Below are 15738 nucleotides of genomic sequence, written 5' to 3' on the forward strand. Positions count from 1 at the left end.
ATAGCCCATTCTTTAGCGTCCGACTGCTTGACGGTATCAATCGCTCTCATACCCAACGGGTCATTTTTCAGAGCGTTCATAAGATACTGTCGTCCTTTTTCAGTAGCCCTTTTGATGTTCTTTCTTTGGCTGTTCTTCTTGTCGTAGAGCTGGCAGACTGTCATTTTACCGCCTGCTGTGTCGATACCGTCGTTAAGGTCTTTTTTTATCTGTGTTTCTTTTTCCCTCAACGATATATCATCACGTTTTCCAGCAGGTGTCTTGTCTGTCGGTACAAGTTTCCAAGAATAAATAAATTGTGGCTTTCCGTATATATCGGTATATTTATAAACGTATCTTCCGTCTTTTCGCTGGCTCTCTCCATTACGCAAATTGCGATTTTTACTGTCTTTTCGTTTTACATTAGACATAGTGTAAAGCTCCTTTCCGTCATGGAATGAGCCGTGATACGCTATACCTTATTATACCATATCTACGGCTCAATGACATTAGATTTCGTCCAATGTATCTATGATTTTTTCAAATTGTTTTCGCTTAATCTGAATACGGTTGCCGTTCACGATAACCCAGCCAGCGTCAAGATTTTCTTCGGCTAATTTACGCAATTTCTTTTCGCCAATGCGGAAGTATTTAGACGCTTCTTCAATCGTCAGCGTATATTTTTCCCAGATAGGCACATCAGTATTGTTCATAATCTATGCACCCCCTTTACTGTGTGTCATTTTTTACAAGCAGGCAGACGGCTTTGGAAAGCTCCGTTAGTATCTCAACTATTCCCATTCTTGTGGGCAGAACCGCACCATGCGGACGTATCATTATTCTGTGAGGATAGGTCGTGGCAAAACGACTTTTCCAACAGTCGCTCTCGGATCACTGCGTGGGTCGCTCGCTTTCTTTTAAAAGGTCGTGGCGTACAGTTCCCGTGGCTCGCTATCTCACAAACGTATCTGTCTGCTTTATTCAGTTGTCAAAGAGCTGTAGCGAAAGCGTGTTGCTTTCATGTAGAAGCAGGGGCAGAGCAGGAAAGAGGGGGACATTAAATCATGCTCCGCTAAAAACTGCTTATTTTTCTGGTTCCAAGTCCATATCTTCAATATTAAAACCTAAAATCATTTTGATAAGTGCTTCTCTGATACGTCCTTTTAATTCCATGTCTACAACAATATAAACATTGCCATATTCGTCATAAAGTGAACGTAAACAGCACTTTGATATGTACGGGTCATAAAATGCCAGCAATTTCTCAATCGCTTTTTCGTTTCCGTCCATAGCTGATGAAATCAAGTAATAGGACGGCTTTTTAAATAACTGTTTCATTTTCTAATGTTCCTCCTTGAGTATTTTTTTCATAATTTCCAAAGCGTGATGTCGATTTCTAAATACACCGCTTTGCGTGATTTTCTGCAAGTTGGCAATTTCACTTTCTGTCATTTCCAAAAAGTAATACATCAACAGAGTATTGCGTTTTCTTTCTGGAAGTTTCTTCAATGCTTCTGCCAATTCATCATCAAGGACACGAATATCAATGCCACATACTGAAAAGATTGTATAATCTGTTTCGTAGTCGTCCCAAACAGTCATTTTATCAACAATGACATCTGGCAATTCGCTGAAAGATATTTCTTTATTTTTACGACGGTTTAATTCCTTGTAATAATCTTTCACGACACTACGAACAACTTTCTTTAAACAACTTTCAAAACGACATTGAACTGTTTTCTGGAAGTCAGACGGTTTCATCAATCTCACCCCCTTTCCTTTATGATTTGAAAAGTGTTTATCCCTCTTTCCGCACCATATAAGGACAGCTAGGTGTGATTTAATGACCTCTTTTGAAAAATTTTTAAGTTTTTTTCGGGTATGAAAAAAGCCCGCACAAAACATATAGTCTGTACGAGCTTTTTTTTAAAAAGCGATATACTAGATATAACGAAACAACGAACTGAATAAAGAATACAAAAAAAGAGCCACGACCAGTTAAAGCCTGAGAAACTTTAACTGCGAGCCTTAATTGATTACCACCAATCAATTAAAGAAGTCGAGACCCAAAATTTGGTAAAGTATTTAATTACTTTATTAATCAGATACTTAAATATCTGTAAACCCATTATATCGGGTTTTTGAGGGGATTTCAAGTCTTTAAGAAGATACCAGGCAATCAATTAAGAAAAACTTAGTTGATTGCCTTTTTTGTTGTGATTCAACTTTGATCGTAGCTTCTAACTAATTAATTTTCGTAAGAAAGGAGAACAGCTGAATGAATATCCCTTTTGTTGTAGAAACTGTGCTTCATGACGGCTTGTTAAAGTACAAATTTAAAAATAGTAAAATTCGCTCAATCACTACCAAGCCAGGTAAAAGTAAAGGGGCTATTTTTGCGTATCGCTCAAAAAAAAGCATGATTGGCGGACGTGGCGTTGTTCTGACTTCCGAAGAAGCGATTCACGAAAATCAAGATACATTTACGCATTGGACACCAAACGTTTATCGTTATGGTACGTATGCAGACGAAAACCGTTCATACACTAAAGGACATTCTGAAAACAATTTAAGACAAATCAATACCTTCTTTATTGATTTTGATATTCACACGGAAAAAGAAACTATTTCAGCAAGCGATATTTTAACAACAGCTATTGATTTATCTTAAAATTTTGTGTATAATAGGAATTGAAGTTAAATTAGATGCTAAAAATTTGTAATTAAGAAGGAGGGATTCGTCATGTTGGTATTCCAAATGCGTAATGTAGATAAAACATCTACTGTTTTGAAACAGACTAAAAACAGTGATTACGCAGATAAATAAATACGTTAGATTAATTCCTACCAGTGACTAATCTTATGACTTTTTAAACAGATAACTAAAATTACAAACAAATCGTTTAACTTCTGTATTTATTTACAGATGTAATCACTTCAGGAGTGATTACATGAACAAAAATATAAAATATTCTCAAAACTTTTTAACGAGTGAAAAAGTACTCAACCAAATAATAAAACAATTGAATTTAAAAGAAACCGATACCGTTTACGAAATTGGAACAGGTAAAGGGCATTTAACGACGAAACTGGCTAAAATAAGTAAACAGGTAACGTCTATTGAATTAGACAGTCATCTATTCAACTTATCGTCAGAAAAATTAAAACTGAACACTCGTGTCACTTTAATTCACCAAGATATTCTACAGTTTCAATTCCCTAACAAACAGAGGTATAAAATTGTTGGGAGTATTCCTTACCATTTAAGCACACAAATTATTAAAAAAGTGGTTTTTGAAAGCCATGCGTCTGACATCTATCTGATTGTTGAAGAAGGATTCTACAAGCGTACCTTGGATATTCACCGAACACTAGGGTTGCTCTTGCACACTCAAGTCTCGATTCAGCAATTGCTTAAGCTGCCAGCGGAATGCTTTCATCCTAAACCAAAAGTAAACAGTGTCTTAATAAAACTTACCCGCCATACCACAGATGTTCCAGATAAATATTGGAAGCTATATACGTACTTTGTTTCAAAATGGGTCAATCGAGAATATCGTCAACTGTTTACTAAAAATCAGTTTCATCAAGCAATGAAACACGCCAAAGTAAACAATTTAAGTACCGTTACTTATGAGCAAGTATTGTCTATTTTTAATAGTTATCTATTATTTAACGGGAGGAAATAATTCTATGAGTCGCTTTTTTAAATTTGGAAAGTTACACGTTACTAAAGGGAATGGAGATAAATTATTAGATATACTACTGACAGCTTCCAAGAAGCTAAAGAGGTCCCTAGCGCCTACGGGGAATTTGTATCGATAAGGGGTACAAATTCCCACTAAGCGCTCGGGACCCCTTGTAGGAAAATGTCCTAAGTGTGGCAACAATATTGTATTAAAAAAATCGTTTTATGGTTGTTCAAATTATCCTGAATGTAAGTTTACTTTAGCTGAACATTTTAGAAAGAAAAAACTAACCAAAACGAATGTAAAAGAATTACTGGAGGGAAAAGAAACCCTGGTAAAAGGAATCAAAAACAAAGAGAAAAAGCCCTACAATGCCGTTGTAAAAATTGGGGAAAAGGGATATATTGATTTTATCTCTTTTTCAAAATAAACATAAAAGCCCTTTAAAGAGGGCTTTTATATATTAATCACAAATCACAAGTGATTAATCACAAATCACAAGTGATTAATCACAAATCACAAGTGATTAATCACTTGTTTATTAAGATATTAAAAGCTATAATTTAAATAAAGCGTGAATTTTATGACACAAAAAGAGGGGGGAGAAACTTGGAACTAGCATTTAGAGAAAGCTTAAAAAAGATGAGAGGTACCAAATCAAAAGAAAAATTCTCCCAAGAATTAGAAATGAGTAGATCAAATTATTCACGAATAGAATCAGGAAAATCAGATCCAACCATAAAAACACTAGAACAAATTGCAAAGTTAACTAACTCAACGCTAGTAGTGGATTTAATCCCAAATGAGCCAACAGAACCAGAACCAGAAACAGAACAAGTAACATTGGAGTTAGAAATGGAAGAAGAAAAAAGCAATGATTTCGTGTGAATAATGCACGAAATCATTGCTTATTAAAGCTAAATAATATTTATTTTTTAATAGTGTACTGTTAGGTGGAATTAAATTGTAAAGAATTGCACTTAAAACATTCCATAACTCAAGCCCCCTTACAGCAAAATACTATGCAATGCCTAATCGAACTTATTGAGGAAATTTTAAAGTTTCTAATTTTCTTAAAATCAAGGATTTTGTTTGTTCTCTTGAATATCCCATTTCTGCTAATTCATGCAGACATTTGATTATCTGTAAATCTGTTTCTTCTTTCATTTTTGTTATTATACAGCAGTTATCTTTTGTAACAAAAAAATCATTTCCTTTTTTTACGATTAACTCTTTCTTTCTCAGTATTTTATAAGATAATTGAATTGTATGTTTACTAACATTTAATTCTTTACTTAAATTTGTTATTGAAAGTAGCTTTTGACCTGCTTTTAATTTCTGTTGAAAAATTTCTCGTTCTATATAATTTGATATTTGTTGTGCATAAGGGTAAACATCATTAAGATATAACTCCATGTGTATCACTTCCTTTGTTTTATCATCAATAAGCAACTATTCAATGCTTAATGTAAATTATGGACTGTTCCTTTTGGGAATGTAATTGTCAGTCTTGTATATTCCGTTTCTTTAGAAGTAATATCTAATTTCAAACCTAGTCTATCAGATAATTTTTTCGATAAATACAGTCCCATGCCCGTTGCATTTGCTTTGTTTCTATTTGAACCAGTAAAACCCTTTTCAAATACTCTTGATAAGTCTGACGCTTTTATTCCACAGCCATTATCTTCTATCACAAGCAGTATATTTGTTTCATTGTCTTGACTGTATATCGTCAGTTTATTTTCCTGCTTGTCAAAATACTTAATCGTATTTTGCACGATTTGAGATAGAATGAATGTCAGCCATTTTTCATCGGTATAAACAACATTCTCTATATCATGGATATTGATAACCGTTTTCCTTTCCATAAGTGAATGACGGAATTTCAAAATGATATTATGTATCACTTCGTCTAAATTTAACTGTTTTACAAAGTAGTCTTTTTCCGTATTTTCACTTCTTGCATAATAGAGCATTTGCTCTACTAACTGAAATATCTTATCAGTTTCTTTTTTTAACGTATAATTTTTCGTATTATCAAACGTCAAAGACAATGCCCCTATCGGTATTTTAATTTCATGGGCGAAACTTTCCACATATTCTTGATAGTCCTGCTTTTCTTCTGTGATTTTACTGATTTCATCATTCATAGATTTGCAGGCTTTTTTTAGTGCGTAGTAATAGGCTTCATTTTGAAATTCTTTTGGCTTTGGTAAAACGTCTGCAATATAATAGGTTTCTTCCAGTCCGTCTACTAAATCAATAATATGTTGTGAAGCGTTACGTTTCTTCCGATACAAACACCATTGAAAAAAACCTTGTATGCTGATGAACAGAATTACCAGCAATACAACAAATAGCGTATCTACACCGTAGAAAATCAAGAGAAATACTACTAAGGCAAGAAAGAAAAGCTGAAACAATATCTCTGTTATTTTTTCTTCTAAGAATGTAAAAAAGCTCACAGTTTCCAACCCTTTCCTCGTATATTTTCCAATAAATGAACAATACCGATTTCTTTCATTTTCTTTTTTAGACGGGTCATATTAACCAGTAATACATTTTCGTCTAAATAATATTTGTCGTTCCACAGCTTTTCCAATAGTTCTTCTTTGCTAATAACTTTATCTTCATTCATAAAGAAGTAGTATAAGATACGAAATTCATTTCTTGTCAGTTCAATGCTTTTCTCTTGATACTTCAAAATGGATAAATGTAAATCAAGGGTACAATCTTTTTTGACAAGCTCACGGAAATTGTTCGGGTTTGATAACTGCAATGCACGCTTGATCTTCTCAAGAAGAATAAGCGTGTCATACGGCTTTGTGATAAAGTCAATTCCACCCACTTGAATACTTTTCAATTCGTCAGCATTTGTATCTCTGCTTGTTACAAAGATAATAGGTACTGGCATAGCTTGTTTTATTTTCCTGCATACTTCATAGCCATTTTCATACGGCAGGTTAATATCAAGCAAAACCAGCTCTACGCAATATTGCTTTAATTCCTCTGTCAGATTTTCAAAGTTAGTCAACAAGACTGTTTCATATCCTTGTGTGTTCAATAGTTTAGAAAGCTCCAGACGAGTGATTTCATCATCTTCGATAATTGCTATTCTCATTTCCACACCCCCTTGATTTACCATTATAATAATTCCACAGCAGGAGAGCTAGAAAAATCTAACTCTCCTCATTGATATTTCGTTTGAAACCGATATACGTTGCTATCCAATAAATTCCATAGATAAAGAAGAAAATCGCCAAACCTACTACGAAGTAAATTAAATAACTATACTCACTTTCTAAATAAATTTTATAAACATTATTGACTGATACCAGCATAAAGAAACTTGCAAGAATTGAATAAATAACTGGAACACCAAATAATATTAGTAATTGCTTTCTGATTGTTTTAAATAATGATTTATCATTCACTCCCAATCTTTTTAATGTTTGATAGCGGTATTTGTACTTTGTAGAGTCACTTAGTGATTGAATAGCAAGAACTGTTCCAACTGCCGAAATCAAAATAAAAGCAATATAAAGACAAATGCTTGCAATCATAGCGGTCATCGTATTTTGTTCTTCAATAGCAGAACCTCTTACAGAAAGTCTATAATATTGTACGACTGTTTCACCATCATCATTTACTATTACTAATCGATGTTTCAAATCTTGTTTGATTTTTTCTCTAAGTTTTGTATCTGTTTCTTCTATGGTATCTATAATCAGATGTTGCTCAGATACTTCCAAGCCTTGAACATATTCATCAGGCACAATAACAGCAAATCTTCCAGTATTATTTATTTGATACCAATACGTTTTTGTATCAATGCCCTTTAGTTTTAATTCTTTTCCACTTGTCAACTGAATTTTTTCAATATCCTTGTTGTTTTCAACTTTATATAACAAATCTTTGCTAGTTACAAGAAAATACTCGTCATTACTTAATTCTATGGTGTCCATATTCTTTAATTTCAGTATTTCGTTATAATCACTTAATTTCATTACTGGGTCATAATCATAAAATTGCACGTCAAAATAATTCTGCATTTGATGTTTCGGTTCTTTATAAACATCAAATTCGATTGCTTTATTTATTGTATAATCTTCATCAACAACATTCACATATTCTTTAAAATCTTTAAATGGTTGTTTTTCTTCAAACACATGAACATCAAACGGAGCTGTCATTTCTATGCTTGCTTTATACACTCCTTTATTGATACTTGAAAAATTTAAACATAACAAAGAAAGTAATATCAACATGGAAAGTGTCCCGAACGTAAAACTCATTGTTCTTGCTTTTGACGCAAAAGTTCTTGTTACAAAAAGGTTATCTTTTTGATATTTAAGTTTTTTATTTTTCAATAAAACCGACAACAACATATCTGCACAAGTAGCTGATACACCATAAATACTGATAATCAACATCATCATGCTAATCATCAAATACGTAAGAGTTTCTTGTTTACCGCTGTTTTCCATTGTCCAACGTGAAGCCCAAAGCAAAATAGCAGTAATTCCTAATATAACACTAACAATGAAAATAATATTTCTCTTTTTATTGCTACGGAACATTTTCTTTTCATTCTGCTTATCAAAATAAAGAAAATCATGTACCGTCATTTTTCTAATTCTTCGTAAAAGATTAAGCAGAACCAATACGTATATTGCCAAAAAGTAAATAGCAAGCAATCCTATGGAAACAAAATTTATTGAAATAAAGATTACTTCTGGAATACCTAATAAGTTTACAATTACCAATGATACAAATTGACTAAATATGAACCCAAGAGGAATAGCCAAAACCAAAGCACATATCGCTAATAACACATTTTCAATTACAAGCAATCGAGCAATTTCTTTTTTTCTAATTCCAAGAAGCATATATGTTCCAAGCTCTTTGCTTCGCTTTTCAAACATAAATTTTGTGGTGTAGTTAATCAAAAAACAGATAACAAATATAATAACAACATTCACAAAAGCTAGAATATACTTAAACGTATCCATGCCTGTCGATAATTCTATTACTTCTTCAGAACTTGCCACTAAGTTAAAAGCAAATATAAGAGAAAATGCGATAGTAACAGTTATCAAATAAATCAAATAATCTTTAATGCTTCTTTTTGTATTTCTAACCGCTAATTTACCTAACATTTCCCACTTCACCTCCGAGCAAGGTTAATATATCCAGTATTTCATTGAAGAAATCTTTTCTGCTTTTTTCCCCTCTGAAAATTTCATTGAATATTTTACCGTCTTTCAAGAACAAAATACGTTTACAAAAAGACGCACTAAACGGGTCATGTGTTACCATTAAAATAGTAGCCTGCATTTTCTTGTTGATGTCAGACATTGTTTCCAGTAACAATCTGGAAGATTTTGAGTCCAAAGCTCCCGTCGGTTCATCAGCTAATATCAGTTTCGGTTCATTGATTAAGGCTCTTGCACAAGCACAACGCTGTTTTTGTCCGCCAGAAACTTCATAAGGAAATTTCGATAAAATATCACGAATACCCAATTTATCAGCGATAGCATGAACTCGTTTGTCAATATCAGCAGGGTTCTGTTTGTTGATTACCAATGACAAAGAAATGTTTTCTTCAATCGTTAAGGTATCTAAAAGGTTGAAATCTTGAAAAATGAACCCTAGATTTTCACGTCTGAAATCAGCAAAATCTTTATCTTTGATTTTGGTAATATCTTGATTGTTGACTGTAATGTGTCCGCTGGTTACGGTATCAATCGTAGAGATACAGTTTAATAGGGTAGTCTTTCCAGAACCACTAGCTCCCATTATTGCGACAAATTCGCCCTTGTCTACATACATAGAAATACCGTCTACTGCCTTTGTGATATTTCCAGAGTTACCCCCGTAGTATTTTTTTACTTGTTCTAAATTTAAAATGTGTTCCATTAAAATCGCTCCTTTCTTCCTGCCACATTTATTTGTTTTGGAATACGATTAAATTATAGCAAGGGCAGTATTCAATTACACTTACAGTTTTGAAAGTAAACAGAGAGTAAAAGAGCCGTGATAATGCAGATCACAATTCTGTGAAGCATTTTCACGACCCGTTACTTTCATTGTCTAAAAAATTACAATTACAAACCTTTTATAAATAGTCGTAAGAAACCAATTCTTCCATAGGAATACGTGTAGCAAAATGACGTTCTGGGTCTGCTGGTGTTTCTTTCCCATAACCAATGACTAATATATTGACTGGTTCTAAATTATCTGGTAATTGAAATTCTCGTTTGATTACATTTGGTTTAAAAAAGCATACCCAAACTGTACCTAATCCCAACTCTGTTGCCTGCAACATCATGTGGTCTGTCAAAATAGTAGCGTCAATATCTGTTGTCTGTTTGTTATCAAAAGGTCGTGTCCATGCTTTTGAATGGTCTGCACAAACAATAATTGCCAATGGGGCATTATATATGTTTCCAGCTTTTGCAATACTTTTCAATCGTTCTTTGTCCTGCACCACCAATAATTTAACTGGCTGTAAGTTCGCCGCTGTTGGTGCAACATGAGCAGAAGCAAGTATTTTCTCCAACTTTTCCTTTTCTACTGGTTTATCTTCGTATGTTCTAACGGAATACCTCTTTTTTGCAATATCTAATACATTCATGTTTCAATCTCCTTTGTTCTTGTGAATTAGGTCAACCTATACTATAATTATATTCGTAATAGTCTATTAGACAAGAACGCACTATTTTGTAATATACTACCCAAAAGAAAAGCGAGAGAACATTATGGAAAATAATTGCTGTGGTTTTAGTTGTCCAGTTGAAGCAACCATTCAACTAATCGGTGGAAAATATAAGGCTGTCATTTTGTGGCATTTAATGAATAAAACATTACGGTATAACGAAATTCATAAGCTCATTCCCAAAGCAACAGATAAAATGTTAGCACAACAACTCCGTGAGCTAGAAAAAGACGGATTGATTAACCGCAAAGTTTACCCAGTTGTACCGCCAAAAACAGAATATTCTTTAACTGAATTTGGAAAAACCTTAACCCCTATTCTTGATGAACTATGCAACTGGGGAGAAAACTATTTGCTCCAAAAATAATTTAACGCCGTGATAATCAGATCTCACGCTGTGAGTTGTTTCCCACGGCGTTTTTATTTACACTTTTACTTTTGTCTTTTTCGTAATGATATAAATATATTCTTCTGGTGTAGGGCGTTTATTCCCAAAATACTTTTTGAAATTTGCCTGCACCTCTGGGTCGGTGCTATTCATAGCTTCATCAATCGTTGCTTCAATATTTTCCCGAACATCAGCTAATGACATACCGCCAGCCTTTGCACCTGCTTTTAACGCTTTTTTAATATCTCGTTTTTTTATTCTTAGCATTAAATCACTCCTAAATATCTCTGTTTATTATCTGTTGGCAAAGAAAGCACCAAGAAATAACAAAAAGTATTATCGCTGTAAAAATGCTAATAGTAAGTGCCAAAACATGATTTTCAATTAACTTAATCATGCCAAAGAAAAATACACCCGATATTCCGTATGCTAAAATTCCAATAGCTCCGCTTAATTCTTCTTTGATAAAATAGTAACAAGGAATAAGAACAGCCCCTGACATAAATATCATAGTAGTTGTCATACAAGTAAATAATAAAAGCAAATGTGTATCTAGTTCATTACGGATTGAAGTAATAATAATACTTAAAACTAGACCAACAACAACCCCTAACAAACATAATAGAGCATACATAATATATTTACTGCTAACATGTGATTTTTTTGATGTTGGAAATGTTATTGATGATTTCAACCAACCACATTTTCTGTCTGAATAAATTGTAGTTGTTACAAATTGCCCTAGTATAATAGAAGCTATCAGCATTAAAACATAGGGTGGAGCATAAAAAGAAACTCCGAACCCAAAGACAACAAAGCCAATGAGTAATATTATCATCGAAGATTTAATAGCAAAATAATCTTTTAATAATAAGCCTTTCATAATCAACATTCCCCTTTCACATAAAGTAACATGATATCGTCTATTGAAGCAGGTACAACTAAAGTATGTGGATATTCCTTTTTTGCTTTTTGTCTATTTGCAACAAGCACTTGCCATTCATAATCTTGTTTCTTATAACGGATAATATCATTTTTATTCAATTCATCAAATTGTTTAGCATTGCATTTGATGATACCGTATTGCTCAGTCAATTCATCTTTAGGTCTTGAAAATAATACTTTCCCCTCATGTATAAATACGATATAATCAGCGATTTTTTCTAAATCACTTGTGATGTGTGATGAAACCAAAATGGAATGTTCTTCATCTTGAATAAAATCTAAAAACATTTCTAAAATATCATCTCGTATAACAGGGTCAAGCCCACTTGTTGCTTCATCAAGAATAAGCAATTTTGAATTATGAGATAGAGCAACCACTAAGGAATACTTCATGTTCATTCCTTTTGAAAATTCTTTTAATTTTTTATTGATAGGAAGTTCAAACTTATTTAATAGCTCAAAATATTTTTCATTATTCCATTCAGCATAAATATTTTGAAAAACTTTTCCTAACTTTTTGGGTGTTAAATTATCGGGATAATTACTTCCATCAAATACAACACCGATATGTTCTTTCGTTTCAGCGTTGACATCTTTCCCATTAAATACAGAAATTTTCCCTTGCTCAGTAACAATCAAACCTAAAATAGCTTTAATTGTTGTGCTTTTCCCTGCTCCGTTTTCTCCAATCAATCCAACGATACTACCTTGCGGAACAGTAAAGGAAATATTGTCAAGTTTGAAGTCACTATATTGTTTAGTTACTCCATTAAGTTCCAAAGCATATTTTTCCATAATCTCATTCCTCCTCATATAATAGTGCAAGTAAAGATTGTAATTTATCCAGCTTTATTCCGCTTACCTTTGCAATTTCAATCGCTTCTATAAAATAATTTTCTATTTTCTTTTGTTGTTCTTCTAAGTAGAAATCTTGATTTTGAACGGATACAAAGCAACCTTTTCCAGCAGTTGTTTCAATAAAACCGTCCTTTTGAAGTACATCATAAGATTTTTGCACCGTTAAAACACTAATATGCAACGACTTTGCCAGTCCTCTTATAGAGGGAAGTGCTTCTCCAGCTTTCAAATCTCCGTTGATAATCATTGCCTTTATTTGTGAAGAAATTTGCTCATAAATCGGTATGCTGGCATGATTATTGATAAAAATATCCACTATACCACCGCCTTGTCTTATACTGTATTAACTTTACAAGTACAGTATAGTATTATATGATACGATTGTCAATAAGTTTAGGCTTGTAATCATGCAAAAATGCTAACTACAAGCCTCTTGATTTATCCTATAATCTTCCAGTTGCTATCCTTATGTAGTACAAGTTCATACTGCGATACTTGTGTTGCCTTTGTCTGATTATCAAGGAATTTTACAGCAACCTTAACTTTCACATTGTCCCCGTCCTTTGTAAAGATAGGGTTTACCAGTTCAGAATAAAGATAGTCCCTGCCGATAGGTTCAAGCACATTTCCCGTTACATAATAGGCAAGTTCTTTTTCTGTGGCTGTTGGGTACAGCTTAAAGAATGTTTCCAGAAAAGAGGTAGCGTCATTGACAGTATCAGCGTCTACGCTTGCATCTGCTTCTGGTGTCTTAGGCTCATAGTCCGATTTTTCGATTGCTGGTGCAAGGGTAGGGTTCTGAACGATTACCATATCCCCGTCAGCGTCCACATGGACTTTTACGGTATAGGTTGCTTTGACATTACTTGTCTGTTCTCCCTCTTTTATCTGCTGATCTACTTCGTAGGTAGCAGAAAAAGTGTCCGTTCCCGACTGTTCGATACTCCATACAATCACATCTGTAACCGTGGAGCTGGTTGGTATATCGGTTCTAATGGTATCCACATTCAAGTCCTGCAATTCCTTTGTCAGATAACCGTTGATTGCCTGTGTCCTTGCTTCAATCGCTTCTTTACTGTTATTCCATGTGTAGTAGGACTTCGCAAAATTCTTTACGAAATTTTCTATCCCGTTGGTATCCTGCAAGCGAAGCTCAATGATTTCTTTTTCATGGGTGGTGTGCTGGTCGATAGCGGTAAAATTCTTATACACCCCAAAACTCACGCTTGCGATAAGCACCACCCACAACGCAATCACGGTTTTCTTATGTGTGCCTACCTTAACAGTACGCACCTTTTTTTCTTTTGGTTCTTTGAGAGTTTCTGTCTGTTTCTTATTCTTCTTAAACATATTTTTCAAGTCCTTTCTATTGTTTTACTCGTCCTGCACCGATTAGGTGCTGTTGCCAGTAACTACTGCTTAGGTCTGCATATCCTATCGGGTCGCCTGCATGGTACATCTGATTATTTCCTACATAAATGCCGACGTGCGTTACATACGAACCAGCGTTATAGGTAGAATGGAAAAACACCAAGTCCCCAGCCTTTGCCTGCGAGAGTGGAAGATGTTGGGTAGCGTCATACTGTGCTTGTGCTGTTCTCGGTAAGGAGATACCAGCTTTTCCATAGCACCATTGCACAAGTCCGCTACAATCAAAGGAAGTGTTCGGGTTACTGCCACCATACACATACTTCCAGCCTTGATATTTCAACGCTTCATTCATAATCGCTTGTGCCGTCGCATTATCAAAATGTGCCACAGTCAGATATTGATTGACTAATTCCACATAGAACATATTTCCATAGCCATACCGCCAGCCCCCATTCTTCGCAACAGCTATCGGGTTGGTGTAGGTTACTTTCTTTCCACCCGACTTCTCACGAGCGAAGCTCTCTGCAAGATTAAAAGTGTGTTTCTTTCCTTTTCCTGCCACATAACCCACATAGCCACCGCCATAGTTATAGGACTGTATCGCTACATTCAAATCGTCGATACCTTGATTTTTGCAGGAAGAAAGCAGGGACGCAAAATACTTACACCCCTGCTTGATTGAACTTTCCGTATCTAAGGAATTAGGCGGTAAACCAAGACTTTCCGAACTCTGCATAACATCTTCTGCCGTACCGCCACTTTCTACTTGAATGATAGCCAATAGCACATTGACATACTCGGAAATGCCGTATTCTCTGGCGTATTTTTCTACCATAGGCTGATGTTTCAAGACTTCTGCGGATAGGTTCATACCCGTAATGCCAGAAGAAAAATTGCTGTTCTCGTCGTCGCTGTCCGCACTAATCAACACTCCAAAGAAAAGCACCAGAGAAAAGAGGATAGGAAACAGACTGCCAATGATAGCGATATGTTTCAGTTTCATTTTTTCTTCTGTCCTTTCTTCGTTACAAGGTTACGGGTTTTCTCTGTTGTCTGCTGGTTCTTCTGGACGCTCTGCGTCTGCTGAACCTTTGTCCTGCGGTCTTTGGGGTAATTCTGGCGTGTTTCCTGCGATACCACTTTTTCTACATTCTGCCTATGTACTGGCTGTGCAGACTGGGTCGCTTTCCTATCAGAAGCACCAGAAGATAACGGACGCTCTTTGATAACATTTGTCTTGACTGGCTCACTTGCTTTTGAAGTGGTCGCTGTGGCAGGACGTTTGACTTCCTGCATTTTTTCCGCACTCGGCTTTGAAGCTGTGGCTGGTCGCTCATGGGGACGGGTAGCTCCTGTTGTCGCTGATCCGTCAGCCTTTCGCTGTGCCTGCCTTGCTTCTTGTGCCTTTTGAAGCTCCATACGCTTGTCAGCGATATTTTTCTTGTGCTGTTCCTGCTTTTCCAATCGTCCCGTCTGTCTGGACTGCTGTTCCTGCACCATGCCACGCTTGAAGTCGGACACGCTGGACTTTGCCTTTTCCTTTGCGGAATACACCGCATAAGCGGTCTGTGTCGGCATATCCTTGATGTTTTCTTTGACAGCGTTTGCTTTGTCTTTCACTTTATTTTTCGTATCTAAGACAGCACCCACCTTTGAGCCTGCACGCTGTCCCATGCTGGAAGTGGTATTGCCCCGATTTTCTTTAGAAGCTGTATTTTTTCTTTCAGCTCGTTTATTAGCAACGGCACTTCCAGCCACCGCACCAGCCACACCGCCCGAAATACCGCCAG

General features: G+C 35.1%; 21 protein-coding genes and 2 pseudogenes. 6 read left to right on the forward strand and 17 right to left on the reverse strand.

Annotated features, from left to right (window positions below; genetic code table 11):
* The 4 genes from DW114_RS21730 to DW114_RS13185 all read right to left on the reverse strand — a co-directional run.
* Window positions 1-410, reverse strand: a 410-nt coding sequence (locus DW114_RS21730) for an integrase DNA-binding domain-containing protein (RefSeq protein ID WP_233512188.1), incomplete at its 3' end; no start/stop codon positions are given.
* 78 nt (window positions 411-488) lie between these two features.
* Window positions 489-692 carry an excisionase gene (locus tag DW114_RS13165; protein ID WP_002347229.1) on the reverse strand — a complete coding sequence of 68 codons (204 nt, stop codon included), beginning with the start codon at window positions 690-692 and terminating at the stop codon, window positions 489-491.
* 370 nt (window positions 693-1062) lie between these two features.
* Window positions 1063-1317, reverse strand: a complete 255-nt coding sequence (locus DW114_RS13180) for a helix-turn-helix domain-containing protein (RefSeq protein ID WP_009319880.1) — start codon at window positions 1315-1317, stop codon at window positions 1063-1065.
* Window positions 1318-1320: 3 nt separating this feature from the next.
* Window positions 1321-1740: an RNA polymerase sigma factor gene (locus tag DW114_RS13185; protein ID WP_002322726.1), complete on the reverse strand. Its 420-nt coding sequence runs from the start codon at window positions 1738-1740 to the stop codon at window positions 1321-1323.
* Between the two features lie 517 nt (window positions 1741-2257).
* Here DW114_RS13185 and DW114_RS13190 point away from each other — a divergent pair.
* The 5 genes and pseudogenes from DW114_RS13190 to DW114_RS13220 all read left to right on the forward strand — a co-directional run bounded on the left by DW114_RS13190 (window position 2258) and on the right by DW114_RS13220 (window position 4556).
* Window positions 2258-2650, forward strand: coding sequence for a hypothetical protein (locus tag DW114_RS13190; RefSeq protein ID WP_222847410.1), 393 nt, complete (start codon window positions 2258-2260; stop codon window positions 2648-2650).
* A gap of 72 nt (window positions 2651-2722) precedes the next feature.
* On the forward strand, window positions 2723-2806 hold the full coding sequence (locus DW114_RS13200) for a 23S rRNA methyltransferase attenuation leader peptide (RefSeq protein ID WP_001814874.1): 84 nt from the start codon (window positions 2723-2725) through the stop codon (window positions 2804-2806).
* A gap of 124 nt (window positions 2807-2930) precedes the next feature.
* Window positions 2931-3668, forward strand: coding sequence for a 23S rRNA (adenine(2058)-N(6))-methyltransferase Erm(B) (erm(B), locus tag DW114_RS13205; RefSeq protein WP_002292226.1), 738 nt, complete (start codon window positions 2931-2933; stop codon window positions 3666-3668).
* A gap of 169 nt (window positions 3669-3837) precedes the next feature.
* Window positions 3838-4098, forward strand: a pseudogene (locus DW114_RS13215) (topoisomerase DNA-binding C4 zinc finger domain-containing protein); the annotation flags it as partial.
* 179 nt (window positions 4099-4277) lie between these two features.
* Window positions 4278-4556 (forward strand): helix-turn-helix transcriptional regulator, encoded by a 279-nt coding sequence (locus DW114_RS13220; RefSeq protein ID WP_024407057.1) that lies wholly within the window; start codon window positions 4278-4280, stop codon window positions 4554-4556.
* 153 nt (window positions 4557-4709) lie between these two features.
* On the opposite strand, the gene DW114_RS13225 is transcribed toward DW114_RS13220, so the two are convergent.
* From DW114_RS13225 to DW114_RS13255, 6 genes are all read right to left on the reverse strand, one after another.
* Window positions 4710-5084 (reverse strand): GntR family transcriptional regulator, encoded by a 375-nt coding sequence (locus tag DW114_RS13225; protein ID WP_002323006.1) that lies wholly within the window; start codon window positions 5082-5084, stop codon window positions 4710-4712.
* A 47-nt stretch (window positions 5085-5131) separates the two neighbouring features.
* Window positions 5132-6133: a sensor histidine kinase gene (locus DW114_RS13230; protein WP_021395584.1), complete on the reverse strand. Its 1002-nt coding sequence runs from the start codon at window positions 6131-6133 to the stop codon at window positions 5132-5134.
* A complete protein-coding gene (locus DW114_RS13235) occupies window positions 6130-6789 on the reverse strand; it encodes a response regulator transcription factor (RefSeq protein ID WP_009264385.1) in 660 nt (219 codons plus the stop codon). The genes DW114_RS13230 and DW114_RS13235 overlap by 4 nt, the downstream gene beginning before the upstream one ends.
* A 58-nt stretch (window positions 6790-6847) precedes the next feature.
* Window positions 6848-8827, reverse strand: coding sequence for an ABC transporter permease (locus DW114_RS13240; protein ID WP_002323003.1), 1980 nt, complete (start codon window positions 8825-8827; stop codon window positions 6848-6850).
* Window positions 8817-9587, reverse strand: a complete 771-nt coding sequence (locus DW114_RS13245) for an ABC transporter ATP-binding protein (protein WP_002323002.1) — start codon at window positions 9585-9587, stop codon at window positions 8817-8819. The genes DW114_RS13240 and DW114_RS13245 overlap by 11 nt, the downstream gene beginning before the upstream one ends.
* Before the next feature lie 199 nt (window positions 9588-9786).
* Window positions 9787-10305: a nitroreductase family protein gene (locus DW114_RS13255; RefSeq protein WP_009319877.1), complete on the reverse strand. Its 519-nt coding sequence runs from the start codon at window positions 10303-10305 to the stop codon at window positions 9787-9789.
* Between the two features lie 124 nt (window positions 10306-10429).
* Between DW114_RS13255 and DW114_RS13260 the strand changes: the two genes are divergently transcribed.
* Entirely contained in the window at window positions 10430-10753 is a 324-nt protein-coding gene (locus tag DW114_RS13260) for a winged helix-turn-helix transcriptional regulator (RefSeq protein ID WP_009319876.1), read from the forward strand.
* Between the two features lie 57 nt (window positions 10754-10810).
* Here DW114_RS13260 and DW114_RS13265 read toward each other — a convergent pair whose 3' ends face one another.
* From DW114_RS13265 to DW114_RS13295, 7 genes and pseudogenes are all read right to left on the reverse strand, one after another.
* A complete protein-coding gene (locus DW114_RS13265; protein WP_009319875.1) occupies window positions 10811-11041 on the reverse strand; it encodes a hypothetical protein in 231 nt (76 codons plus the stop codon).
* 10 nt (window positions 11042-11051) lie between these two features.
* Window positions 11052-11657: an ABC-2 transporter permease gene (locus DW114_RS13270; protein WP_009319874.1), complete on the reverse strand. Its 606-nt coding sequence runs from the start codon at window positions 11655-11657 to the stop codon at window positions 11052-11054.
* Between the two features lie 2 nt (window positions 11658-11659).
* Window positions 11660-12514, reverse strand: a complete 855-nt coding sequence (locus DW114_RS13275) for an ABC transporter ATP-binding protein (protein ID WP_009319873.1) — start codon at window positions 12512-12514, stop codon at window positions 11660-11662.
* 4 nt (window positions 12515-12518) lie between these two features.
* Window positions 12519-12893 carry a GntR family transcriptional regulator gene (locus DW114_RS13280; protein ID WP_009319872.1) on the reverse strand — a complete coding sequence of 125 codons (375 nt, stop codon included), beginning with the start codon at window positions 12891-12893 and terminating at the stop codon, window positions 12519-12521.
* A 122-nt stretch (window positions 12894-13015) separates the two neighbouring features.
* Window positions 13016-13927, reverse strand: a complete 912-nt coding sequence (locus DW114_RS13285) for a conjugal transfer protein (protein ID WP_009319871.1) — start codon at window positions 13925-13927, stop codon at window positions 13016-13018.
* 16 nt (window positions 13928-13943) lie between these two features.
* Window positions 13944-14951 carry a lysozyme family protein gene (locus DW114_RS13290; protein ID WP_074065856.1) on the reverse strand — a complete coding sequence of 336 codons (1008 nt, stop codon included), beginning with the start codon at window positions 14949-14951 and terminating at the stop codon, window positions 13944-13946.
* Window positions 14948-15738 (reverse strand): annotated as a pseudogene (locus tag DW114_RS13295) (YtxH domain-containing protein); the annotation flags it as partial. The gene DW114_RS13290 and the pseudogene DW114_RS13295, both read right to left, overlap by 4 nt.

The organism is Absiella sp. AM09-50, assembly GCF_003433845.1.
GTDB classification, from domain to species: Bacteria; Bacillota_I; Bacilli_A; order Erysipelotrichales; family Erysipelotrichaceae; genus Hoskinsella; species Hoskinsella hominis.